20 protein-coding genes are annotated in these 23475 nt (G+C 70.7%); 9 read left to right on the top strand and 11 right to left on the bottom strand.

The window, feature by feature from the left end:
• Positions 1–10: 10 nt before the first annotated feature.
• From JNO54_RS09195 to JNO54_RS09180, 4 genes are read right to left on the bottom strand one after another with little or no spacing between them, the layout of a single operon-like run.
• Positions 11–1012 (bottom strand): phosphotransferase enzyme family protein, encoded by a 1002-nt coding sequence (locus JNO54_RS09195; protein WP_204143629.1) that lies wholly within the window; start codon positions 1010–1012, stop codon positions 11–13.
• The gene (locus JNO54_RS09190; RefSeq protein ID WP_204143628.1) at positions 1009–1893 is read right to left on the bottom strand and encodes a MaoC/PaaZ C-terminal domain-containing protein; all 885 of its coding nucleotides are present in this window, start codon (positions 1891–1893) and stop codon (positions 1009–1011) included. Before JNO54_RS09190 ends, JNO54_RS09195 begins: the two co-directional genes overlap by 4 nt.
• Positions 1893–3230: a 3-oxoacyl-ACP reductase gene (locus JNO54_RS09185; RefSeq protein WP_204143627.1), complete on the bottom strand. Its 1338-nt coding sequence runs from the start codon at positions 3228–3230 to the stop codon at positions 1893–1895. The genes JNO54_RS09190 and JNO54_RS09185 overlap by 1 nt, the downstream gene beginning before the upstream one ends.
• A gap of 45 nt (positions 3231–3275) precedes the next feature.
• Positions 3276–4574 (bottom strand): acetyl-CoA C-acetyltransferase, encoded by a 1299-nt coding sequence (locus JNO54_RS09180; protein WP_204143626.1) that lies wholly within the window; start codon positions 4572–4574, stop codon positions 3276–3278.
• Between the two features lie 113 nt (positions 4575–4687).
• Here JNO54_RS09180 and JNO54_RS09175 point away from each other — a divergent pair, with 113 nt between their 5' ends.
• The 4 genes from JNO54_RS09175 to JNO54_RS09160 are packed head-to-tail and all read left to right on the top strand — an operon-like array spanning position 4688 to position 10154.
• On the top strand, positions 4688–5362 hold the full coding sequence (locus JNO54_RS09175; protein WP_204143625.1) for a TetR/AcrR family transcriptional regulator: 675 nt from the start codon (positions 4688–4690) through the stop codon (positions 5360–5362).
• 37 nt (positions 5363–5399) lie between these two features.
• Positions 5400–6764 carry a M20/M25/M40 family metallo-hydrolase gene (locus JNO54_RS09170; RefSeq protein ID WP_204143624.1) on the top strand — a complete coding sequence of 455 codons (1365 nt, stop codon included), beginning with the start codon at positions 5400–5402 and terminating at the stop codon, positions 6762–6764.
• On the top strand, positions 6761–8188 hold the full coding sequence (locus JNO54_RS14980; RefSeq protein WP_204143623.1) for an MFS transporter: 1428 nt from the start codon (positions 6761–6763) through the stop codon (positions 8186–8188). The genes JNO54_RS09170 and JNO54_RS14980 overlap by 4 nt, the downstream gene beginning before the upstream one ends.
• Positions 8189–8225: 37 nt before the next feature.
• Positions 8226–10154 carry an acyl-CoA dehydrogenase family protein gene (locus tag JNO54_RS09160; RefSeq protein WP_204143622.1) on the top strand — a complete coding sequence of 643 codons (1929 nt, stop codon included), beginning with the start codon at positions 8226–8228 and terminating at the stop codon, positions 10152–10154.
• A 138-nt stretch (positions 10155–10292) separates the two neighbouring features.
• Here the strand turns inward: JNO54_RS09160 and JNO54_RS09155 are convergent, their stop codons facing one another.
• On the bottom strand, positions 10293–10523 hold the full coding sequence (locus JNO54_RS09155; protein ID WP_204143621.1) for a superinfection immunity protein: 231 nt from the start codon (positions 10521–10523) through the stop codon (positions 10293–10295).
• A gap of 102 nt (positions 10524–10625) precedes the next feature.
• Between JNO54_RS09155 and JNO54_RS09150 the strand changes: the two genes are divergently transcribed.
• Positions 10626–11810 carry a MarP family serine protease gene (locus JNO54_RS09150; RefSeq protein WP_204143620.1) on the top strand — a complete coding sequence of 395 codons (1185 nt, stop codon included), beginning with the start codon at positions 10626–10628 and terminating at the stop codon, positions 11808–11810.
• 129 nt (positions 11811–11939) lie between these two features.
• On the opposite strand, the gene JNO54_RS09145 is transcribed toward JNO54_RS09150, so the two are convergent.
• Entirely contained in the window at positions 11940–12347 is a 408-nt protein-coding gene (locus tag JNO54_RS09145) for a four-helix bundle copper-binding protein (RefSeq protein WP_204143619.1), read from the bottom strand.
• 79 nt (positions 12348–12426) lie between these two features.
• Positions 12427–13419, bottom strand: coding sequence for a ketopantoate reductase family protein (locus JNO54_RS09140; RefSeq protein WP_204143618.1), 993 nt, complete (start codon positions 13417–13419; stop codon positions 12427–12429).
• Between the two features lie 134 nt (positions 13420–13553).
• Here JNO54_RS09140 and JNO54_RS09135 point away from each other — a divergent pair, with 134 nt between their 5' ends.
• The 3 genes from JNO54_RS09135 to JNO54_RS09125 all read left to right on the top strand — a co-directional run bounded on the left by JNO54_RS09135 (position 13554) and on the right by JNO54_RS09125 (position 17777).
• Positions 13554–15716 (top strand): PhoX family protein, encoded by a 2163-nt coding sequence (locus JNO54_RS09135; protein ID WP_204143617.1) that lies wholly within the window; start codon positions 13554–13556, stop codon positions 15714–15716.
• Between the two features lie 56 nt (positions 15717–15772).
• Positions 15773–16516, top strand: a complete 744-nt coding sequence (locus JNO54_RS09130; RefSeq protein ID WP_307818143.1) for a P-loop nucleotide/nucleoside kinase family protein — start codon at positions 15773–15775, stop codon at positions 16514–16516.
• A 505-nt stretch (positions 16517–17021) separates the two neighbouring features.
• The gene (locus JNO54_RS09125) at positions 17022–17777 is read left to right on the top strand and encodes a tyrosine-type recombinase/integrase (RefSeq protein WP_204143615.1); all 756 of its coding nucleotides are present in this window, start codon (positions 17022–17024) and stop codon (positions 17775–17777) included.
• Positions 17778–17827: 50 nt separating this feature from the next.
• Here the strand turns inward: JNO54_RS09125 and istB are convergent, their stop codons facing one another.
• Positions 17828–18604, bottom strand: a complete 777-nt coding sequence (gene istB, locus JNO54_RS09120; protein WP_307818142.1) for an IS21-like element helper ATPase IstB — start codon at positions 18602–18604, stop codon at positions 17828–17830.
• Positions 18601–20136: an IS21 family transposase gene (istA, locus tag JNO54_RS09115; RefSeq protein WP_204143614.1), complete on the bottom strand. Its 1536-nt coding sequence runs from the start codon at positions 20134–20136 to the stop codon at positions 18601–18603. The genes istB and istA overlap by 4 nt, the downstream gene beginning before the upstream one ends.
• A gap of 156 nt (positions 20137–20292) precedes the next feature.
• On the opposite strand from istA, the gene JNO54_RS09110 reads away from it, so the two are divergent.
• The gene (locus tag JNO54_RS09110) at positions 20293–20829 is read left to right on the top strand and encodes a tyrosine-type recombinase/integrase (protein WP_204143613.1); all 537 of its coding nucleotides are present in this window, start codon (positions 20293–20295) and stop codon (positions 20827–20829) included.
• A 685-nt stretch (positions 20830–21514) separates the two neighbouring features.
• Here the strand turns inward: JNO54_RS09110 and JNO54_RS09105 are convergent.
• Positions 21515–22750, bottom strand: a complete 1236-nt coding sequence (locus JNO54_RS09105; protein ID WP_204143612.1) for a hypothetical protein — start codon at positions 22748–22750, stop codon at positions 21515–21517.
• Positions 22750–23424: an ABC transporter ATP-binding protein gene (locus JNO54_RS09100; protein ID WP_307818141.1), complete on the bottom strand. Its 675-nt coding sequence runs from the start codon at positions 23422–23424 to the stop codon at positions 22750–22752. The genes JNO54_RS09105 and JNO54_RS09100 overlap by 1 nt, the downstream gene beginning before the upstream one ends.
• Positions 23425–23475: the final 51 nt, after the last annotated feature.

The following is a 23475-nucleotide window of genomic DNA, read 5'->3' as shown; positions in this document are numbered from 1 at the left end:
GGACCGTAGATCACCCGGCAGCGGTGAGGCGGCTGTCCAGCACTCCTTCGTCGAGGTAGTGGCGCAGGCGAACCGTCGTCGTCGTGAGGTAGGCCTCGGCCTCGGCCCGGAACGACGGCGTGACCGTCGCGAGCAAGGAGGCGGTCAGGGTGAGCTGCCGGGCCGCGACGAGGCCCTCGAAGATGCTCGAGCTGACGGGCGGGAGGGCTGCGTGCTCGGCGTACCCGGCAAAGAGTCTCGTCATCGCTTCCGGGTCCCCCGACCGGCGGGTGTAGAAGGCGGTCACCGCGATGTCGTGGGCGGGAGAGGCGACGACGGCGTCGTCGAGGTCGAGGACGTACGGCTCCACCCGGCCGTCCTCCCACAGCAGGTTGCCGGCGTGCAGGTCTCCGTGGACCGGCAGGACGCCGATGGCGTTGGCGGCGTCGACGGCCGTCTGCGACCGTCGCACCGCCTCGGCGACGACGGCCCGGTCTGCCTGGTCCGTCAGGGCCGGCGTCACGAGGTCGGGGTAGCCGCAGAAGGGGTCGGCCATCGTCGGGAACCCCGTCCCGTCGGGGAAGGACCACCGGCTCGCCTGCCCGTGCATGCGGGCCATCACGCCGCCGAGGGCGTGCGTCTGGTCGGTGGTGATCTCCGGGTGGACCGTGCCGGTCACCCACCACGACGCGCAGACCCGGAAGTCGCGGCCGGCGCCCTCGGGCCGCACGACGACCACGTCCTCGCCGCCGGGCCCGAACCACGGCGGCGGCACCGGCACCCCAGCGACGGCCAGGGCCTGCGCCCAGGCGAGCTGGCCACGGACGTGGGCGTCGTCGGCGATGCTGTTGACGAGGACGCGGACGGCGACGCGTCCCCCGGCGACGAGATCGACGGCGAAGGTCGTGTTGTAGGCGTGAGTGACGAGGCCGACGTGCTGGGCCTCGATCCCGAGCAGCGGCAGGGCCAGGCGCGCCGCCTGGGTGACGACGGCGACCTGGCGCTGCTCGTCGAGGTCTTCGTAACGGCTCACGCCTGCGAGCGTAGGTCCCCCGCGGTCTCGAAGGTCATGACGAGGTGCTCCGTCTCGGCCTTGCGGGCCTTGCGCAGACCGAGCACCGTCGGCTGGCCCGGGGCGACGACGAGCTCGATCTTGCCCGGGAGGAGCACCGGCTTCTTGAACCACACGTGGCTGCTCGACGGTCCGCTGGCCTGGGGCCCGAGCGAGCCGAGGCAGCGGGCGTAGGTCCACATGCCGTGCGCGATCGCCGACGGGAAGCCCATCGCCCGCGCGGTGAGCGCGCTCATGTGGATCGGGTTGACGTCGCCGGAGACCCGCGCGTACTGCCGACCGAGGTCACCGGGCAGCGACCACACCGCGGCGGGATGACCCGTCGGCGTGGTCGGAGGGGCCTCGCCGCGCGGTGCGTCCGCGTCGCCACGGCCGCGTGCGAGGTACGTCGAGCGACCCTCCCAGACGAGCTCGCCGTCGACCTCGGCCACCGTCACGAGGTCGACGGTGCGCCCCTTCGGGTGCGGCGCGAGCCGGTCGGCGGTGACGGTGACGTCGAGGACGTCGTCCGCGGTGAGCCGACGGTGGACGGTGATCTGGTTCTCGACGTGGACCAGGCCCACGAGCGGGAGCGGGAAGTCCGGCTTACTCATGAGCGTCATCTGCAGCGGCATGCCCATGATGTGCGGGTACGTGTGCGGCAGCACGTCGTCGGCGTTGAAGCCGCACAGCCGCTGGTACTCGTGCAGGTGTGCCCGGTCGATCTCCTGGGCGGCGAGGCGCAGGCTGCGCTCGGGCAGCTTCGTGCCCTTCTTCTTCCCGCCGATCCCGACCGCCCCGAGGGCGGAGCGGGCGAAGATCGGACCGAGGGCCGGGGCGCTCTTGAGGGTCTCGACGGCCATCAGGCGCCCAGCATCATCTGGCCGCAGACGCGGACCGTGTTGCCGGTGACGCCACGGTTGGCGTCCCACGCGAACCAGCCGATGGTCTCGGCGACGTCGACCGGCTTGCCGCCCTGCGAGAGCGAGTTCATGAGGCGCCCGACCTCACGGGTGGCGAAGGGGACCTTCGCCGTCATCTCGGTCTCGATGAAGCCCGGGGCAACCGCGTTGACGGTGATCCCCTTGGCGAGGATCTCGTCGTCCTGGGCGAGCGCCGAGGTCATGCCGATGACGCCGGCCTTGGAGGCCGCGTAGTTCGTCTGGCCACGGTTGCCCGCGATGCCGGCGATCGAGGCGACGTTGACGATGTGACCGCCCTCGTTCATCGCCGGGACGAGCGCCTCGTTCATCGCGAGGATGGACCTGAGGTTGACGTCGACGACGGAGGCCCAGCGCTCGGCGTCGGTGTTCGCGAGCAGCTTGTCGCGGGTGATGCCGGCGTTGTGCACGACGATGTCGAAGCCGCCGTGCAGCGACTGCGCGTGCTCGACGATCTTCGTGCCCGCGTCGGGCGAGGTGACGTCGAGCTGGAGGGCGCTGCCGCCGAGACGGTTGGCGACCTCGGCGAGCGGGCCGCCGGCGGCCGGGATGTCGACGCACACGACGGTCGCGCCGTCACGGGCGAGGACGTCGGCGATCGAGGCGCCGATGCCGCGCGCGGCACCGGTGACGACGGCGACCTTGCCGGCGAGCGGCTTGGCCCAGTCCTGCGGCTGGACGACCTCGCCGACCGGGGAGTCGACGTGGACGACCTGCGCGTCGACGTAGGCCGACCGGCCGGAGAGGAAGAAGCGCACGCTCGCGTCGACGCCGGCGTCGGCGCCCTCGGCGACGTAGATGGTGTTGGCGGTACCGCCGCCACGCATCTCCTTGCCGATGGATCGGACGATGCCCTCGAGCGCGCGGCGCGCGGCCGACTGCGCGACCGAGGTGGCCTCGTCGACCGGGCGGCCGATGACGATGACCCGGCCGGTCGGGGCGAGCGTCTTCAGCGCCGGCGCGACGATCGCGCGGAGCGACTCGAGGTCGGCCGGGGTCTCGATGGTCGTCATGTCGACGACGACACCGGCGACCGAGGTCGACGGCTGGGTCGCGACCTGGACCCCTTCGCCCTCGAGGAGCGCGGTGAGCTGCGGGACCAACGGCGCGTCGCCGTGGCCGGTGAGCAGGACCGCACCGTTGATGAGGGCGCCGCCCGCCTTGTGGCGACGCAGGGTGGTCGGCCGAGGCAGGCCGAAGGTCGTGGCGAGCTGCTTGCCGAGACCGCTGCTGACGAACTTGCCGTACTCAAATCCCATGGGAGTTCTCCTGGTTCAGGTGGGCGGGAGGGCCGGGCGCGAGGCTCAGGCGCCCTCGAGGATGGCGACGACGCCCTGGCCGCCGGCGGCGCAGATCGAGATGAGGCCGCGGCTGCCCGGGCCCTTCTCGTGCAGCATCTTGGCCAGCGCGGCGACGATGCGGCCACCGGTGGCGGCGAAGGGGTGACCCGCGGCGAGCGAGGAGCCGTTGACGTTGAGCTTGTCGCGGTCGATCGAGCCGAGCGGGGTGTCGCGGCCGAGCTTCTCCTGGCAGAAGGTCGGGTCCTCCCACGCCTTGAGGGTGGAGAGGACGGTCGCGGCGAAGGCCTCGTGGATCTCGTAGAAGTCGAAGTCCTGGAGGGTGAGGCCCTGGCGCTCGAGCATCCGCGGGATGGCGTACGCGGGGGCCATGAGCAGGCCCTCGGCGCCGTGGACGTAGTCGACCGCGGCGGCCTCGCCGTCGACGAAGTAGGCGAGCACCTTGAGGTGGTGCTCGGCGGCCCACTCCTCGCTGCCCATGAGGACGACGGAGGCGCCGTCGGTCAGCGGGGTGGAGTTGCCGGCCGTCATCGTCGCGTCGTCGCCCTTGCCGAAAACCGGCTTGAGCTTCGCGAGCTTCTCCATCGAGGAGTCGGCGCGCAGGTTCTGGTCCTTCGAGAGGCCGTTGAAGGACGTCATGAGGTCGTCCATGAAGCCCTCGTCGTAGGCCCGCGCGAGGTTGTGGTGGCTCTTCATCGCCAGCTCGTCCTGGGCCTCGCGGGTGATGCCCCACTTCTTGGCGGTCTGGGCCATGTGGTCACCCATGGACAGGCCGGTGCGCGGCTCGGAGTTCGCCGGGGTCGCGATGCCGAGGTCGGTCGGGCGGATCTTCAGCAGGGCGAGGGCCTGGGCCTTGCCGCCCTTGGCGCGGTTGACGCGCAGGAGCTTCTTGCGGAGCTTCTCGCTCACGGTGATGGGCGCGTCGGAGGCGGTGTCGACGCCGCCCGCGATGCCGGACTCGATCTGGCCGAGCTTGATCTTGTTGCTCACGAGGATCGCGGCCTCGAGGCCGGTGCCGCAGGCCTGCTGGATGTCGTAGGCGGAGGTGTGCGGGTCGAGGCTGGAGCCGAGCACGGACTCGCGGGTGAGGTTGAAGTCGCGGCTGTGCTTGACGACCGCGCCGGCGACGACCTCGTCGATCTTCTCGCCCCCGAGGTTGTACCGGGCGACGAGGCCCTCGAGCGCGGAGGTGAGCATGTCCTGGTTGCTCGCCTCGGCGTAGGCGGCGAACTGACGGGCGAAGGGGATGCGGTTGCCGCCGAGGATGGCGGCGCGACGCGGAGCGTTCGGCTGGGTGGACGCCACGGAGATCTCCTGAGATCGGGGTCTGGGACGGGCGGCCCGACGTCGGCACCGACCGTGATTTATCCGAAACGGACGGTAGCAGGTACACCTGGTACCTGCTACCGTCCCGCGATGTGAGCACGCCCACCGATGGACGCAGCGCCCGATGGGAGGCGCACCGTCAGCAGCGACGCAAGGAGCTCGTCGAGTCGACGCTGCTCGCCATCCGTGAGCACGGCGCCTCCGTCGGCATGGACGAGATCGCCGCGTCGGCGGGGACGAGCAAGACCGTCTTCTACCGGCACTTCACCGACCGCTCGGGCCTGTACCGCGCGATTGCCGAGCGGGTCGACGAGCTGATCCTGCGGGACGTGGGCACGGCGCTCGGCCAGCAGCTGCGGGGCACCACCGCCCTCTCCACCCTCGACGAGGACCCGCGCTCGCTCATCGCAGCCGCCGTCGGCGCCTACCTCCACCTCGTCGAGCGGGACCCGGAGGTCTACCGTTTCATCGTCTCGGCCCCACTCGTCGGGGCGGAACGCTCCGGCAACGCGGCGGAGGCAGCCGCTGACGTGACCGGCCGGATGGCCCTGCAGATGGGCGAGCTCATCGCGCACGCCCTCGTCGACCGGGGCAACGACCCCGCCCCGGCCCGCGTGTGGGGCCTCTCGCTCGTCGGCATGGTTCGGGCCGGGGCCGACGCCTGGCTCGACGGCCAGCTCGGCGAGCTCGACCGCGACGGCCTCACCGAGCAGCTCACCGCGCTCGCGTGGGGCGGCGCGCGCATCGCCTGGCACCCCCGCGGCTGACCCGACCAGGCCCTACCGACCGGTACGGTCGGGGCGCATGACGGTCACCGCGGACCCCCTCGCCGCACTCCAGGAGCTCCTCCGCCTGCCGACGGTTGCCGCACCGTCCGGCGGAGAGACCGACCCGGCCCCCTTCGTCGCCGCCCACGAGGTGCTGCGGCGACGCTTCCCCCTCGTCATGGCCGAGGAGGTCGTCGACGTCGACCCGCACGGGCTGCTCGTCCGGGTCGCCGCCGACCCTGCCGGCGAGGCCGACGGCGAGGCGCCGGTCGTCCTCATGGCCCACCTCGACATCGTGCCGATCGGTGACGAGTCGCGCTGGACCCATCCGCCGTTGGCCGGCGAGGTCGTCGACGGTCTGCTCTGGGGCCGCGGCACCCTCGACGACAAGGGCCAGCTCGTCGCTGCCATCAGCGCCGTCGAGTCGCTCCTGGCCGACGGTCGCCGCCCCGCCCGGGACGTCTGGCTCTCCTTCGGCGGCGACGAGGAGGTCCTCGGTCACGGGGCCAGGAACGCCGTGGACATCCTGCGAGAGCGTGGCGTGCAGCCCTGGTTCGTCCTCGACGAAGGGGGTGCCGTCGCCTCCGGCGCGTTCCCCGGCGTCAGCGCCCCGCTCGGCGTGGTCGGCGTCTCCGAGAAGGGCGCGGTCTCCCTGCGTCTCACCGCGTCCGGCCGGGGAGGACACGCCTCCACGCCGGCGAAGGGCGGCCCCGCCGCCCGGATCGCCACCGCGATCACCCGGCTCGAGCAGCGTCCCTTCGCCGCCTCGATCAGCCCGCCGACCGCCGAGATGCTCCGGCGACTCGCGCCCCACCTGCCGGCCCCCCTTCGGCCGCTCGCCGCACGGATCGAGACGCTCGCGCCCGTCCTGGCCCGCGCGATGGTCGCAGCCGGCCCCGAGGCCGCCGCCCTTGTCCGCACGACGCTGGCCGTGACGACGCTCCAGGGCTCACCGGCGATCAACGTCATCCCCACCTCCGTCGAGGCCGGACTCAACCTGCGTATCGCGGTCGGCGAGAGCGCCGCGGCGGCGATCGAGCGTGTGCGGTCGATCGTCGGCGCCGACATCGAGGTCCGGGTGGTCGAGCAGCACGACCCCAGCCCCCTCTCCCCCGTCGACGACCCCGCCTTCGCGCTCCTCGAGCGCACCATCAGCGCCGTCTTCACCGACGCCGTGCCGATCCCCTACGTGCTCTACGCGGCGACCGACTCACGGCACTTCACGGCGATCTGCGAGCGGGTCTACCGCTTCGCGCCCTTCCGGATGAGCAAGGCCCAGCGCGAGTCCATCCACTCCTACGACGAGCACATCGGGGTCGAGGACCTGCTCGACGGGGTGCGGTGGTACCGCGCCCTGCTCGACGGGCTGCCGACCGTGGGCACCGAGGGAGGCGCGCGGTGAGCCCGGCGATCTGGCGCCTCGTCGGCTTCCTCGCCGCCGTCGAGATCGCCTCCGGCGTCATCCAGGGCTACTACACGCCGCTCTACTCGGACATCGCCGACCACCTGCGGATCACCGACGGCGACGTCAACTGGTTCGAGGCAGCCCAGCTCATCGTCTCCGCGCTCGCCGTGCCCGTCCTCTCGCGGCTCGGTGACCTTCACGGTCATCGACGAGTGCTCCTCGGCGCGACCCTGGTCACCGCTCTGGCAGGGTGGGGCGTCGCCGTGGCCCCGGACTTCTGGACCTTCCTCGTGGCCTGGGGCGTCCAGGGTGTCTACGCCGTGTGGTTGCCGATGGAGATCGCGATCCTCCACGAGCGCTCCCGGGACCGACCCGACCAGGACGCCCTCGTGCGCAAGGGCGCCGGCTTCCTCGTCCTCGCGCTCGAGGTCGGCGTCATCGCCGGTGCCCTCTCGGCGGGAGCGCTCCAGCCGGTGCTCGGCATGACCGGGCTGCTCGCGATGCCCGCGGCCGCGACGACCATCGCCCTCGTCGCGATCTGGTTCGGCGTGCGCGACGCCCCGACCCAGGCGAAGGGGGGCCGGCTCGACCTGCCGGGGACCGGGCTGCTCACCCTCGGGCTCCTCGGGCTGCTGGCCGGGCTCGTCGTCGTGCGGGTCCAGGGTCCGCTGTCCCCGCTCGCATGGCTGCTCATGCTGGCCGGCGCTGCCGTGCTCGCTGTCTTCGTGCGCGTCGAGCGTCGCACCGACTCGCCCCTCATCGACGTGCGGATGCTCGCCGGCCCACGGATGTGGCCCGTCCAGGTCGCGGCCGCCCTCTTCGGCATGAGCGTCCTCGGCGCGCAGATCCCGCTGTCGACCTTCGCCCGGACCGACCCCGCCGAGGTGGGTTACGGCTTCGGGGTCTCGGCGGCTGCCATCGCCAACGTCATCGGCCTCTACGTCGCGTGCATGGCGATCGGGGCGCTGCTCAGCCCGGTCGTCGCCCGAAGGCTCGGGGTCCGGTGGATGCTTGTGCTCGCCGCGGTGCTCGTCGCGGCGGGGTACGCGACCTTCCTGCCGCTGCACGGCGTGCTGTGGCACGCGATGCTCGCCATGGGCATCGCTGGGCTCGGCTCCGGTGCGCTCGTCGCCTCGCTGCCCGCGGCTGCAGCGGCCGCGGCGACGCACGGGGCCACCGCGGAGGCCGCCGGCCTGACCAACGCCACGAAGACAGTCGGCGGGTGCATCGCCTCGGCGATCTTCGCCGTGGCGCTCACCTCCACCGGCTCGATCTCCGAGCCGGGGGCCGGCCACGCACCGCTCGAGGGCTACCTCACGGTGTGGGCGATCTGCGCGGTGTCCGCGCTCGTCGCCGCGCTCTGCCTCGCCCGCCTGCCGCGGCCCGAGCCGCACGCTGAGGCCCAGGCCACGACGTCGTAGGCGACCACTGCCCCCTTCGCTCTGGGAGAGTGCCGCCATGGGTACCGCCGAAGAGATCCGGACCGTGCTCGACGGGCGCTGGGAGGAGGTGCGCCAGGAGGTGCGCTCCCGGCTCGACCCCGAGACCTTCGCACCACCGCTCTCGACGCTCCCCCTCGACGAGCACCGGCAGCGGACCCTCCAGGCCGTCCTCGAGCTGACCCAGACCGACTTCGCGCGCAACGGCCTGACCGAGGAGCAGGGCGGGACGAACGAGCACGGGGCGTCCGTCACCGCCTTCGAGATGCTCGGGCACGCCGACCTCTCCGTCTTCGTCAAGGCCGGTGTGCAGTTCGGGCTCTTCGGCGGGGCGATCGCCAACCTCGGGACCAAGCGGCACTGGGATGCCTACCTGCCCGGCATGCTCGACGGCTCGCTGCTCGGGTCCTTCGCCATGACCGAGCTCGGCCACGGCTCCGACGTGCAGTCGCTCCTCACGACCGCGACGTACGTGCCCGAGACCGACGAGATCGAGATCCACTCCCCCGGCATCGCGGCGCGCAAGGACTACATCGGCAACGCTGCCCGCGACGCCCGTATGGCCGCGGTCTTCGCCCAGCTCGTCGTCGACGGCGAGAACCACGGCGTCCACTGCGTCCTCGTCCCGATCCGCGACGAGCACGGCAACCCGCTCGACGGCGTGACCATCGGTGACTGCGGCGCGAAGATGGGCCTGCGCGGCGTCGACAACGGCGAGCTGACCTTCGACCACGTCCGCGTGCCGCGGCTCAACCTGCTCAACCGCTACGGCACGATCGACGACGACGGTCGCTACCACTCGCCGATCGAGAACCCGAGCCGCCGCTTCTTCACGATGCTCGGCACCCTCGTCCGTGGCCGCATCTCCGTCGCGGGCGGCGCCGGCGCCGCGACCCGGACCGCGCTCACCCTGGCCGTGATCTACGGCCTGCACCGGACGCAGTTCCACACCCCCGACGGCGAGAGCGAGGTGCGGATCCTCGACTACCGCGGCCACCAGCGCAAGCTCCTGCCCCGGCTCGCCCGGTCGTTCGCGCTCATGCTGGCCCAGAACGCCCTCGTCGAGCAGATGCACCGCATCGCCGCCGGAGAGGAGAGCAGCGAGGACGCGCAGCGCGAGCTCGAGGCGCGTGCTGCCGGCATCAAGGCGCTGACGACCGAGCACGCGACCGACACCATCCAGGTCTGCCGCGAGGCGTGCGGCGGGGCCGGGTACATGTCGGTCAACCGCTTCGCCGACCTCAAGGCGGACACCGACGTCTTCTCGACCTTCGAGGGTGACAACACCGTCCTGCTCCAGCTCGTCGCCAAGGGCATGCTCACCGAGTACAAGGACGCCTTCCACGAGCTCGACACCCGTGGGGCGTTCTTCTTCGGGGCGCGCCAGGTCACCGAGGCGGTCATCGAGCGCACGATCGGCGGCTCGCTCATCCAGCGCCTCGTCTCCGGATCGCCCGGTCGTGACGGCGACGACGCGCTCACCGATCGGGGCGGTCAGCTCGACCTCTTCGAGGACCGCGAGAAGCACCTGCTCGAGACGCTCGCGATGCGGCTGCGCCGGGCAGGTGAGGAGGGCGCCGACGGGTTCGCGATCTTCAACGATGCGCAGCCCCACCTGCTGCTCACGGCCCGGGCGCACATCGAGCGGGTCGTCCTCGAGGCCTTCGTCGCCGCGATCGACGGGATGCCCGACGGCGAGTCCCGCGAGATCATGGAGCGGGTCTGCGACCTCTACGTCATGAGCACGATCGAGGCCGAGCGGGCCTGGTTCGTCGAGCACGGGCGGCTCAGCGCCCAGCAGTCGAAGTCGGTCATCGTCGCGGTCGACACGCTGTGCGCCGGGCTGCGGCCGCACGCCCAGACCCTCGTCGACGCCTTCGCGATCCCGCTGGCCTGGCGGGAGACGAACCTCATGGAGTTCCTCGGCGAGGCCGGCCCCGACGCATGAACGAAGGGGGACCGCAGCAGTCCCCCTTCGTCACGGCAGAGGTCGAGGCGACGATTCGACCGGGGCGTGGCCTCATCCCCATGGCTGAAAACCCTTCCCCTGCAAGGGATCCCACGTCGCGGTGACCCCGGTTGAGGCTCAGCGGACGCTGATGACGCGGTGCTCCTTGATCGACATGACTAGGGCGACGATCCAGCCGACGACGGTCCAGCCGAGGAGCAGGTTGACCCAGAAGACAGCCCATGCGTTGGCGTTGCCTCGCACGGCCGCGATAGCCCACGGCAGCATGTAGCCAGCACTGAGGATGGCGACGATGATGGCCACCGGCGCGCTGACGACCCGGGTCTTCTTGTCGGTGACGATGTCCATGCCTCCAGGGTAGGTGCGCGGTCTGGGAACGGGCTGCATGCATGACCGGCGAACTGTCAGGCTGAGCCCCTAGCGTGAGCGACCCAATCCGAAGGAGCCGCATTGGACGCCGCACCGATCGTCGACGTCGTCGTCGTGCTCTCGCTCGTGGTCGCGGTGCTGGCCGGATGGATGCAGGGTCTCGGCCGCACCGTCGGAGGCCTCGCGGGAGCCGTCCTCGGCACGGGCATCGCGCTGGTGCTTGTCGTGCCCTGGGTCGTCGACCGCTTCGACGAGCAGCAAGCCCGGTTGCTCGCTGTCGTGGCAGTCGTCATGGCGCTGGTAGCGACCGGTACCGCCCTCGGCTCGGCCGTCGGCGGGGTCGTGGGCAAGGCTCTCGACCGTGCCCGGCTCGGTCTGGCCGACGCTGCAGGTGGGGCGGTCGCTGGTGGCGTCATGACCGCCCTCGCCTGGGTCCTCGCCGCAGCGCTCGTCCCGGCAACGGGCTCGGCGCCGCTCACGGACAGCATGACGAGCGCCCGCACCATCCAGGAGCTGACGAGGTTCGCTCCCGCGTCGGTGCACGACGGCAGCATCGCCACCGGCCTGCTCGACCGGAACCAGCCATGGCTGGCCGAGGTCGCGGGCAGTCCGTCGGTGTCGCCAGAGATCCCTGACGTCGACGTCGACACGGCAGCCGTGCGCTCAGCGAGCCGTTCGGTCGTCCGTGTCAGCGGAGAGGTAGCCGGCTGCCCGGGTGTGATGACAGGGAGCGGCTTCGTCGTGGCCTCGAATCGTGTCATGACGAACGCGCACGTCGTCGCCGGTGCGGACTCGCCCGTCATCCGCGCTCCTGGTGAGCTGCCGAGGCGCGGTCGCATCGTCCACCTCGACATCAAGAACGACCTGGCGATCGTGGCCACCGACGGCCTGGCCACTCCTGCGCTGCGCTTCGCGGACGCGACGAAGCCTGGGAGCGAAGGGGTCGTCGTCGGATACCCCGGTGGCGGCCCCCTTCGTCTCGACCCCGCCCGTCTGCTGGCGGAGCGACCGACAGTCGTGACGAAGGACGGACGCAGCACGCATCGCTCGGTCGTCACCCTCGCAGCGTCGATCGCGAGCGGGAACTCCGGCGGGCCTGTGGTCTCGGGTCACGGCGAGGTGATCGGCGTGATCTTCGCCCGGGCCACGTCGGTGGAGGACGTCGCCTACGCAGTCCCGGCGTCCGTCGCACGCTCCCTGGCCGAGCGTTCGCCCCGCCTCACCGAGGCCGTCAGCACGTCAGGCTTCCGTCCCCACTGCGCCTAGCTGTCCCCGGGCGGGATGGACCGGACCGGGTCGTGGTGGCCGAAGCGCTCGCCGGACATCGCGTAGAGGCGCTCGATGACCCGGCGGCAGACCGAGCTCTCCTCGCCGAGCCACAGCGGCGCACGCCTCTCACGCCAGGTCGGTGAGCAGCGCGGCGCAGGCCGCCTCGCAGCGGCGGCAGGCCTCGGCGCAGACCCGGCAGTGCTCGTGCATCCCGGCATGCTTCTCGCACTCGTCCGCGCAGGCGGCGCAGGCGGCGCGGCAGGCCTCGACGAGGCTGCGCACGAAGGCCGGGTCGGTCTCGGCGCGGCGGGTGAGGACCCGTCCGGTGGCGGCGCAGACGTCGGCGCAGTCCAGGTTGGTCGTGATGCACCGGCGCAGCTCGGCGACCATCTCCTCGGCCAGGCACGCGTCCGCGCAGGCGGTGCAGGTCTGGGCGCACTCGAAGCAGGCGGCGATGCACTCGGCCAGGGCCTGCTGGTCCACACCTCCGATGTCGCCGGGGTAGGTGTCAAGCATCGAGGTGATGTGCGTCATGGCTGGCTCCTGGGTGTCGGCTCGGGCCGTGGTCCGGGCCCGCACCACCCACCGTAGGAACGTTCCACCCTCCACGGGGTCAGAGCACGGGGGTCAATCCTCCGTCCTGCACCCCGCTGACCTGGGACGACGCCGCGAGCAGCCAGAGCATGCACTGGTTGTAGGGGGTGGGGAGGCCGTGCTTCGCCCCGAGCTCGACCACCCGTCCGGCGAAGACGTCGACCTCGGTCGGGCGGCCGGCCATGACGTCCTGGAGCATCGACGTGCGGCCGTCGTAGGGCTGACCGTCGAGCACGGCGTACCACCGACGGACGTCCTCCGGGCCGAGGTCGACCCCTTCGGCGTTGGCCACGGTGACGACCTCTTGCTGGAGGGCGTCCATGAGCTCTCGCGCCGGGCCGGGCTCGCGCAGCTGCCCGTAGGTCGCGCCGGTGACCGCGGAGGCCTGGTTGCCACCGACGTTGACGAGGAACTTCCACCACATCTGGTGCTCGATGTCTGCGGGGGCCTCCCAGGCGAGGCCCGCTCGGTCGAGCAGCTCCTGGACCGCCACGAGCCGCTCGCTCGGCGAGCCGTCGCCGGTACGGGTCGCGGGCCCGTCACCGATCTCGAGCCGCCCTGGGCTGGTGTACCTCACTGCGGTGCCCTCCCGGTCGGAGTCCATCGCCAGGGCGATGCAGAGCAGCACCTGCTCCGGGGCGAACCGCTCACCGATGGCCCTCTCGCTGTCGAGGCCGTTGAGGACGCTGAGGAAGGTCGTCCGCTCGTCGACGACCGGCGCGACGAGGTCGAGCGAGTCGTCGATCTGCTGCGCCTTGACGGCGACGAGGACGAGGTCGAAGGGGGCGTGCCCGCCGGTCGTCGGGTCGACGACGGGGATGTCGTAGGGGGTGCCGTTGACGGCGAGCTCGGCTCGACGGAGTCGGTCCGCGCGGTCGCCGGTCGCGACGAAGGCGACGTCGATGCCGGCATCGGCGAGGTGCGCGGCGTACATGGCGCCGAGCGCGCCGGCCCCGACGACCGCTACGGACGAGATGGTCGTGGGCCCACCGACGACGCGCTTGCCTGACATGCGCCGAGTCTACGAAGGCGTGGCGAACTCCTTACGGAGAGTTCACCGCGCCGCCACGCAGGAGTCGTCCGGAGGGACCCGAACGACGATGAGGTGGGTTCGTCCTCCAGACCACCCCCGAAGGGACCACCTCGATGAAGCGTCTCCTCCCCATGGCAGGCCACACCCGCGGCTCGCGGTCACCGGTGACCTGCGCCCTCAAGTGCGGCAACGCCTGCGCCCATCCGGCGCCCAACACCTCGGGCAACCCGCACTTCCGGGAGATCGCCGAGGCCGCCATCAGCCGACGCTCGGCCCTCGGCCTCGGCGGTGGCGTCGCTGCCGCCGTCGTCCTCGCCAACGCCCCGGAGGCCGCGGCCGACAACGGCATCTTCCCGAAGGGTGGCGGCAAGCTCCCCTTCACCGCGATCGAGGCCGTCCCGCGGACCGTCGACACCATGACTGTCCCGAAGGGCTACGACTGGGCGCCGATCATCCGGTGGGGTGACCCCCTCTTCGCGGACTCCCCCGAGTTCGACATCACCGCTCAGACCGGTGAGTCGCAGTCGAAGCAGTTCGGCTACAACTGCGACTACCTCAACGTCATCTCCGACGGCGGGAACGACCGGACGGGGTACCTCGTCAACTCCCACGAGTACACGAACGAGTACATCATGTTCTCGCCCGAGTACATCGCCTCGAACTTCGAGGACGTCGTCAACGCCGGGATCGCCGCGCACGGCCTCTCCGTCGTCGACCTCAAGCGCTCGAAGCAGGGCGAGCCGTGGACCTACGTCCGCGGGGGCCGCCGCAACCGACGGATCACCGGCTTCACCCCCTTCGCCGTCGACGGGCCGGCCGCAGGGTCGGGCCTCATGAAGACCGCGGCGGACCCCGTGGGTCGCCGCGTGCTCGGCACCCTCAACAACTGCGCCGGTGGCACGACGCCGTGGGGCACGGTGCTCTCCGGCGAGGAGAACTTCGACCAGTACTTCGTCGGCACGGGCTCGCCCGAGGAGGCCCGCTACGGCCTGCGCAACCGCCCGACGGAGCGCGGCTGGGAGAAGGTGTACGAGCGCTTCGACCTCAACAACGACGGGTATGCCAACGAGGCCAACCGCTTCGGCTGGATCGTCGAGGTCGACCCCGAGGACCCGACGTCCACCCCGGTCAAGCACACGGCGCTCGGCCGCTTCAAGCACGAGGCCGGCACGACGGTCATCGCGGCCTCCGGGCACGCCGTCGTCTACATGGGCGACGACCAGGTCAACGACTACGTCTACAAGTTCGTCTCGTCGAAGACCTACCGTGAGGGCGACAAGCGCCACAACATGACGCTGCTGTCCGACGGCACCCTCTACGTCGCGAAGTACACGGGCGACTCCCCGCAGTCCGAGATCACCGGCACCGGGACCCTCCCCAGCGACGGGGCCTTCGACGGCACCGGCACGTGGATCCCGCTCGTGCGCGGCAACCGCTCGCTCGTCCCGGGCATGTCGGTCGAGGAGGTGCTCGTCTACACGCGTCTCGCCGCCGACAAGATGGGCGCGACGATGATGGACCGGCCCGAGGACATGGAGCCCAACCCCGTCACCGGCAAGATCTACCTCGCGCTGACGAACAACAGCTCCCGTCGGCTCGACAAGGTCGACGAGGCCAACCCGGTCGCCCCCAACCGCGACGGGCACGTCATCGAGATGGTCGAGGCCGGTGGTGACCACACCGCCGAGTCGTTCTCGTGGAACATCCTCATGCTCTGCGGCGACCCGGCGAAGTCCTCGTCGGCGTACTTCTCCGGCTACCCGAAGGAGAAGGTCTCCCCGATCTCCTGCCCGGACAACCTCGCCTTCGACTCCCAGGGCAACCTGTGGATCTCGACGGACGGCCAGCCCGGCAAGATCGGCTACGGCGACGCCCTGCACAAGGTGACGCTCGAGGGCCGCAACCGCGGCCGTGTCGAGCAGTTCCTCGCCGTGCCGACCGACGCCGAGACCTGCGGCCCGGTGATCCACGACCGGGACAACTCGGTCTTCGTCGCCGTCCAGCACCCCGGTGAGAACGGCGACTGGGGCGCCCACACGTCGTACTTCCCCGACTTCCTCCCGGCCAGCGGCCCGCTGCAGGTCGGGGACGACGTCGCGGTCCCCCGACCCACTGTCGTTCAGGTCTTCTCGACCACGGGCAACCGCGGCAAGGGCCACCACCAGCGCGCCCAGAAGTCGATGCGGCGCGACGACCGCCGCAAGAGCACCGACAAGGGCCGCGGCAATGGCGTCAACGAGAACCGCAGCAGCAACCCCCGGGCCGGCCGCGGCTGAGCCTAGGACAGAACGCCACGGAGGCCCCTCAGCCGCGCGGGTGGGGGGCCTCCGTCGTGCCTTCGTGCCCCGAGCGACGAAGCGTACGCGAGCTGGGACAGCAGGTAGAGACCGTGGAAGGTGCAGTGCCGGCGCGACTGCTCCAGCACGAAGGGGAGCCAATCGAAGGGAACCGACCGTGCCGTGGCAGTGCAGGGCGCGGACGAACCTCCGGCTTCGCAGGTGGGTTGTGCAGCTGGTTCGATGGTGACGTGACCAGCTCCGCCGAAGCAGTGCCTATCCCCCACCCCAGTCGTCCATGGCTGTGCGTGGTGGCCGGCAGACCCGGCACGGGGAAGACCACCTTGGCAAAGGGACTGGCTGGGGCTACGGGGGCGTGCTACCTGCGCGTCGATGCAGTCGAGGCCGCCCTGCGGCGCGCAGGCAACGACGTTGGGCCCGAGGGGTACTTCATCGTCCACGAGCTGGCGGCCTCCAACCTCCTGGTCGGTAACTCAGTGGTGGTCGACGCCGTGAACCCGGTCTCGGAAGCGCGGCAAGGATGGCAGGACACCGCTGCCCGCGCTGGTGCGCGACTCGTCGTCCTCGAGACGTCCTTGAGCAACGAGGCCGAGCACCGGCGTCGCGTCGAGACCCGGGACGCCGACATTCCTGGGCACAGGGTGCCCACTTGGGAAGAGGTCCAAGACGACGGCTGGGTGCAATGGGACGTACTGCGCGACGGCTCTCGCACCCTGGTCGACACGTCCAACGCGGAAGCCGCCCTGGCCGCAGCGGAAGCGGCCATCCAACCATCCTGAGCAACGCGCGCTCATACCGCGTTGGGTGACAGCTCCATTGTTCGGTGCCCCAAGGACATCTGGAGGCGCACCAAGTCCGTCTGGGTCCTGCACGAAGGGCTGGCGGACGCCCACCTCTTCGCTCGGCCTGATGCGGTACCACTTCTCTTCCGGCTCCATGAACAGTGGCCAGTCCGCTTCACGTAGCCGCCTGAGTGGGCGCCAGCCTCGCAGAGGGCCTTCCCGAATGCCTGTGCTGCTAGTGATCTCGCATTAGCTGGGCCAAGTCGGGCCGTCATCCCGGGGCCGGATGGAGTTGACATAGCCAAGCTGCCCTGCTGAACGCCCGACTGGTGGACGTAAAGGGACTCGAAACATTTTCTTGCATGCTCCGACCAGTCCCACGTACACCAGCAATTGTCCTGATTTCCTGCGATACTGGGGACGCTAGCACGAATCCGGTCTGGACGTAACCGGACACGCGAGCACATCTTATGTACGCGTTGTGTACGCAGAGGGAGTAGCGATGGCTAGGCGACGCAGAGGCTTCGGCACGATCGTCCCCGAGCGCTCCGGCCGCTACAGGGCTCGGTATGCCGACCCCGAGGGCCGGACCCGCATCACCAAGCACGGAAACACTGCCCCTCTCCTTCATCGAGCCCCGCATACCTTCGACACCCGGGAAGACGCAGAGGCATGGCTCACTGATGAACGTCGCCTGATCAGCTCGGGACGATGGTCTCCGCCGGCTTCTCGGCACAAGGCTGCTCTTGCGGCAGAAGGCGAAGAGGAACGCAACACCTTCTCGCGCTATGCCCGGGCCTGGCTGGCAGGACGTCACGAGCTGCGAGCCTCAACCAGGGCGAGCTACACCACGGCGATCGAACGACACCTGATCCCCGCCTTCGGAGACACCCCCCTCGCTGACGTCACGGTCTCGGCCGTCCGCGCGTGGTTCGCGTCGTACGAGGACCGGACCCCTACCGCTCGAGCGCACGCTTACCAGGTCCTCGGCGCGATCATGGCGCAGGCCGAGGATGACGAGCTCATCGCCCGCTCTCCCGTGCGAGTCAAAGCGGGAGGGCGTTCTCGGGTCAGGCGGGAGCCCGAGGTCCTGACCCGAGCCGAACTCTTTGCCCTCGCTGACGCGATGCCAGAAAAGCACCGCGCGCTGACGCTGATCTGTGGAATGTGCGGTCTGCGGTTCGGCGAAGCCGTCGCACTTCGTCGACGCGACGTCAACCTCGAGCAGCGCACCCTGACGGTGTCAAGGGCCAAGTGAAAGTCCCCAGTTTTGGCCAAGTAGAAGTCCCCACCCTCTGCGGGGGTTGATCACTGGCTCAGGTGCTCACCTCCTCGGCGCTGACGGGCTTGTCGCATGCGGTAGGACTGGCCGTTGGTAACCACGGTGGTGGCGTGGTGCAGCAGCCGGTCGAGCATGGACACGGCGGTGGTGTGCTCGGGCAGGAACCGGCCCCAGTCCTCGAAGGAGTGGTGGGAGGCGATGCCGAGGGATCGGCGTTCGTAGGCGGCGGCGACGAACCGGAAGAGCAGCTGGGCGCCGGTGTCGTCCAGCGGGGCGAAGCCGATCTCGTCGACCAGGACGACGTCGTTGCGCAGCAGGGCCTCGATGACCTTGCCGACGGTGTTGTCGGCCAGGCCGCGGTAGAGCGTCTCGACCAGGTCGGCCGCCGTGAGGTATCGCACCCGGTGCCCGGCGGTGACCGCGGCGTGCCCCAGCGCGATCAGGGTGTGCGACTTGCCGGTCCCGGCCGGGCCGATGAGCGCGAGGTTCTCCTTGGCCCGGACCCACTCCAGGGACGTCAGGTAGGCCCAGGTCGGTGCCGGGATGGAGGAGGCGGCCAGGTCGAACTCCTCGAGTGTCTTGAGCACCGGGAAGGCCGCGGCTTTGAGCCGTGCTCGCTCGTTCGAGGCGTCGCGGGCGGCGATCTCGGCCTCGACGAGGGCCCGCAGCACCTCCTCGGGCGCCCAGCGTTGGGTCTTGGCCGTCACCAGTAGCTCGGGCGCGAGCTGACGCATCGCGGCCAGCTTGAGCCGGCGCAGCCCGGCGGTCAGGTCCGCATCCAGCGGTGGCGCGGTGGTGCTCACGAGGACACCGCCTTGCTGCTGGTCGGGGCGTACTCGGCCAGCGACCGTCCCGCGGCTGTGGGCAGGTCGATGACCAGCGCGTCCCCGGCCGGGCGGGGTGTGGGTACCCCGGTGCCGGCGGCCAGGATCGAGCGGACATCGGCCGCACGCCACCGCCCGAACGCGGTCGCTCTTTCCAGCGCGGCGACCATCGCCGCATGGCCGTGGGCAGCGGTCAGCGTGTTCAGCTCGGCCAGCTCTGGTCCGAGGCGGGTGTGCCCAGCCGCCGCGGCGCCGGCGATGAACGCCTCCGCCGCCGGGCCGAGCGCGCAGAACTCCTTCTCCGCCGCGCTCCGGGGACGGATCGCCCGCACCGGCGTGGTGGGACGAGCACCGCCGTAGTGCTCGTCCAGCACCGAGGCCTCACCCGGCGCGACCAGGGGGTGCTCGGCATGCACCTCCCCGGTAGCGGGGTCCAGGACCAGCACCCGGGTGCCCTCGACGAGCACACCCACAGACGTGCCGATCAGGCCGGTCGGCACGGAGTACCGCGCTGAACCCAGCCGGATGGTGGACAGCTTGTCGACCTTGCGGGTGACCGGCGCCGGCCCGATGACCGGGCGCAGCGAGGGCAGCTCGGTGAGCAGCTCGACCTCGGTGGCCAGCCGCTGGTCCGGGACCGCGCAGGTCTCGGAGTGGACCTGCGCGTTGACCTGCGCGCACCAGGCGGCCGCGGCTCGGTTGGCGCCGTCCAGGTCGGCCAGGACGGCCGCGGCACCGACGGCCAGGTCGTCGGCACCGACGGCGCGGGCGTGCTCCAGCAGCAGTGGCAGGGCCAGGTCGTCCTTGCCGTAGCGCACCAGCGCCTCGACCATGCCCTTGGACTCCGGGTCGGCCGCCTCACAGAAGTCGGGCCGGAACCGGTAGTGGGTGGCGAAGCGGACATAGTCCGGCGTGGGCACGACCCGGTTGGCGACCACGCCACCTTTGAGGCAGCCCATCCGGTCGGCCAGCACCACCTTCGGCGTGCCGCCGAGGACCTCGAAGCACTCGGCCAGCATGGCCATCGTCGTCGAGGCCTTCTCGTCGGCGGCGAAGCGGACGAACCGGAACCTCGACCAGGCCAGCACCGCACAGAAGACGTGCACGCCCTGGATGACGCCCCAGTCGATGACCAGGTGCTCACCCGGGGACCAGGACGCCGGCCGGTGCCGGCGGCCGCGCTCGGCTCGCCAGGCCTTCTTCTCCTCGGCGACCAGGCGGCGGAAGTTACGGGCCGAGCCGGTGTACCCAGCCGCCCGCGCCTTCGGCAGCAGCCGTTTGGCGCTGATCCGGCCACGTGTGTCTTTGACGTCCTGGGCCACCAGCGTGCGCACGGCCTCGTAGTTCGCCGGCCGCGGCGCCCGCACCGGGCGGGCCTGCCCGGCGGCGTGCCGTTCGACGACCCGCTTGACGGTCTTGTGGGTGGTGCCGCAGATGTCCGCAGCGCCACGGTAGGTGCCCACCCTCTCGTAGGCGGTGATGATGTCCAACTCTTCCCTCATGTTCTTCAATGGAGCTCCCTGGGCGGTGCGGTGACTGGGCTAGACACCGCCACCGTCCACCGTCCAGGGGCTCACTTCATGGACGACACGAGCAGAGGGTGGGGACTTTTACCTGGCCACCAGCGGGGACCTCACCTGGCCACCAGTGGGGACATTGCCACGGCCATGGACATGACGGTCGCCCGCACCGCAACCCGCGCCGACGGCAAGAAGTCCACAGGCCCTCCCAAGACGGCTGCCGGCCGACGAACAGTGGCCATGCCACCGAGTGTCACTGAGGCATTACGAGTACACCTGGCGAACCAACCCGTCTCGGGTCGAGATGCGCTGATCTTCCCTGGGGCAAACGGTGAACTCCTGGCACCAACCGCCCTGTACGGCAGAGAAGCCCGCATCGAGCGCCGAGGCCGGAAGAAGTACGTCAAGAAGGCCTACGGATTCTTCGCCGCCCGGGAAGCCATCGGCCGCCCAGACCTCAACTGGCACGACCTGAGACGGACCGCTGCCACCCTCGGTGCACAAGCTGGTGCCACCGTCCGCGAGATGCAGCACCGGCTCGGACATGCGACTGGTGACATGGCGCTCTACTACCAACGAGCGACGGCAGACCGGGACCGCGCTGTCGCGGACGCACTCGATGCAGGCGCCGACGACGAGGCGCCCACTCCCCTACGGAAAGGCAGCGAGAAACAGAGCCGCTAGGCCCTCGGACGTAGACCCCGGAAGGATCCCTGGCCCAGCCACATCGCCGGGGTCGCGTCATGCGGCAAAGGCGGACGTTGATCGATTCAGGTAAGTGCAAGCGGATTCCAACGCGGAAGGGCTGCGAGTTCGTCTCGTTCCAACGGCGCGACCTATAAGGCGCTGGATCAGGTGGGTGTCGCCATCAACGCACTCCTGACGGGCGCGCACTCCTTCTCCACTGGCGCACTGCCACCGCGAACAGCGTGACGGCGAGCACGATGAGTCCGATGCTCACCCACGGCAGCAGCGCGTAGGCAGCCCCGCAAGACGGGTCTGGGAGCGGGGACGGGCGGCCAAACAGGGCAGGTCCACAGTTCACGAACAGCCCATCCGGCTCGGCGCCGCTGAGGGGAAGCGCTCCCACTGCCCAACCGAAGACACCGGCCAGGAATCCCAGGCCTACGAGGAGGACGACCCGCATCTTCGGCATGTCGGGACTGTATACGCGGCGCGCCATCGGCGCCTACCACCGACCAACCGTCACTTCCGAGGCAGCGCAGCCAGACATGAGGATGGAACGCGGGTCATCTCCTCCCTATGGCTGACCGAGGCGCGGCATGGTCGGACGCTAGCGCTCCGTCAGCGGCAGTTTCGGATGGTGCTCGGTTAGTCCGCCGACTCACCAGGCGCGTGGGAGCAGGCGTCAGCCCAGCCGCCATGCCGCCAGGCCAGCCGCGGGGGCGATGAGCAGGACGGGGGCGAGCCACCACATGACCAGGCGTGGGATCACTGATTGCGGGATGACCGTGGTGAGCCGGGGTGGTGGGCGGAATGCGGACCAGCACAGCACCGCGAGGAGTATCGGCACGAGCGCGAGTGTTGGGAGCAGCGCTGCGAGCTCGCCGGCCACCGCGACGCCTGCTGTGAGGCACGCGGTCAGGAGGATTGTCGGGAGCAGTAGGTGCCGGGCTGCCTGAGCCGGGTGGCTCCACCCGAGGAGGGACGGGCTGCCGAGGCGGGCCGCCTGGAGGCGGAGCGGGCGGCCCCAAGGGGTCGCTCCGAGGTAGACGATCGCCGCGCTGACCCCGGCGAGTCCGGGCAGGTCCGCGTTGATGGCCTGCGCGAGGATCCACCCGCCGGTGAGGACGACGACGAAGGGGGCTGGCCACCCTGGGCCAGCACGTCTTAGGGAGAGCAGGTCACGTCGCAGGACGATCCAGGGACCGGGGCGAAGGGACCCCTTCGCCTGGACCGATGCGCGACCTGTCTGTGCCCGGATGGTCTCTGAGCTGCCCGAGAGGGCGCCGGCCATGAGCATCTCGCGGCGACCTGCTTGCGCGAGCAGGCTCTCTACCCCCATGCGCCGAAGCGCCGTGTCCGGCCGCCAGGTGCTGGCGCCGTCGAGGGGCTGGTCTGCTGATCCCTGAGCGTGCAGCCAGACGAGAGCCAGGAGCCATGCTCCGCAGGCGAGCAGCGCGGCCGCAGCGGGGACGGCGAGCCATCCGGTGGTGCCGGCTGACCACAGCGAGAGACCGAGGACGACTCCCAGGACCGCTCCGCCTCCGAGCAGGCCCCCGAGGGTGAGCCGCCACCAGCGTCGCAGCGCCACGGCACGGTCGATCGGGGCGGTGAGCACGTGCGAGCACCAGATCGGTGGCGGGGACACCGGCCCGGAGATCCGCCCTCCGCGGTGCGCCAGCCCGAGAAGCCCCGCGTACCCGAGCACGAGAAGGACGATCGTCACCGGGTCGGCCGCCAGCTGTGAGACCCGTTCAGCGCCCAGCGTGGCGAGGATCGTGCGGCCGTAGGGAAAGCCGTAGACGATCGCGAAGACGGCGACGACGTACACGACGTAGGCGACGTTCCCGGCTGACCCCGCCCGCGAGCCGCGGCGCAGGACGCCGAGCGCCGCTGCGGTCCGCTCGTGCGAGTCCGGCATCAGGATGCGCCCCGATCCGCCCCCGAGTCGGACGCCAGGAGGGTGATCTCGTCATCGCATGCCGCGGCGGCCACACCGGGGTCGTGCGTGGCGATGACCATGGTGGTCCCGGCGTCGACCCGCTCCCTGAGAAGCCGCGCCACGAGCGCCCGCCGATCAGCGTCGAGCCGCTGCTCCGGCTCATCGAGCACCAGCAGGTCCGCGGGACGGAAGAGAACGAGCCCGATGTCGACGAGGTGCCGCTGACCGGAGGAGAGCTCGTGCGGGAACCGGTCGGCGTAGCCACCGATCCTCAGCCCGTCCAAGACGTTGTCGATGCGCTCCTCGAGGGTCTCCTTCTGCCCGCCCCACGAAGCGTCGATCAGCAGGAGATGCTCGTAGACTGTCAGGTCGGAGTAGGTGGCCGACGCGCCCAGCAGCGCTGAGATCCGCCGGCGCGTGGCGCGTGCTCGCTCGTCCACGACCTGGCCGTCGAGCAGGACCCGCCCTGCACTCGGCCGCTGCATCCCCGCCACGCAGCGCAGCAAGGTGGTCTTGCCCGACCCGTTCTCTCCACGGACAGCCAGCGCAGTACCGGACTCGACGACCACGCTCACCGGCAGAAGGATCTGCTGCCGCCCTACCGACACAGTCACCTCGTCGACCTCGAGACGGGGACACTCCAGCGTCGGCACGTGCCGATCCTCGCACGCAGGCCAACACCCTTCGCCCTCGCATCCACCAAG

Origin of the sequence: Janibacter endophyticus, assembly GCF_016888335.1 — a bacterium.
Classification (GTDB): domain Bacteria; phylum Actinomycetota; class Actinomycetes; order Actinomycetales; family Dermatophilaceae; genus Marihabitans; species Marihabitans endophyticum.
The sequence above is the reverse complement of the archived record's forward strand: the minus strand, read 5'-3'. Positions and strand labels throughout refer to the sequence as shown.

Excerpts from the sequence above, each read along its gene's own strand:
- JNO54_RS09155 (WP_204143621.1), bottom strand. The coding sequence starts at position 10,523 with ATGGACATCGTCACCGACAAGAAGACCCGGGTCGTCAGCGCGCCGGTG.
- JNO54_RS09185 (WP_204143627.1), bottom strand. The coding sequence starts at position 3,230 with ATGGGATTTGAGTACGGCAAGTTCGTCAGCAGCGGTCTCGGCAAGCAG.
- JNO54_RS09160 (WP_204143622.1), top strand. The coding sequence starts at position 8,226 with ATGGGTACCGCCGAAGAGATCCGGACCGTGCTCGACGGGCGCTGGGAG.
- JNO54_RS09110 (WP_204143613.1), top strand. The coding sequence starts at position 20,293 with ATGGACATGACGGTCGCCCGCACCGCAACCCGCGCCGACGGCAAGAAG.
- JNO54_RS09145 (WP_204143619.1), bottom strand. The coding sequence starts at position 12,347 with ATGACGCACATCACCTCGATGCTTGACACCTACCCCGGCGACATCGGA.
- JNO54_RS09125 (WP_204143615.1), top strand. The coding sequence starts at position 17,022 with ATGGCTAGGCGACGCAGAGGCTTCGGCACGATCGTCCCCGAGCGCTCC.
- JNO54_RS09140 (WP_204143618.1), bottom strand. The coding sequence starts at position 13,419 with ATGTCAGGCAAGCGCGTCGTCGGTGGGCCCACGACCATCTCGTCCGTA.
- JNO54_RS09105 (WP_204143612.1), bottom strand. The coding sequence starts at position 22,750 with ATGCCGGACTCGCACGAGCGGACCGCAGCGGCGCTCGGCGTCCTGCGC.
- JNO54_RS09170 (WP_204143624.1), top strand. The coding sequence starts at position 5,400 with ATGACGGTCACCGCGGACCCCCTCGCCGCACTCCAGGAGCTCCTCCGC.
- JNO54_RS09190 (WP_204143628.1), bottom strand. The coding sequence starts at position 1,893 with ATGGCCGTCGAGACCCTCAAGAGCGCCCCGGCCCTCGGTCCGATCTTC.
- JNO54_RS09135 (WP_204143617.1), top strand. The coding sequence starts at position 13,554 with ATGAAGCGTCTCCTCCCCATGGCAGGCCACACCCGCGGCTCGCGGTCA.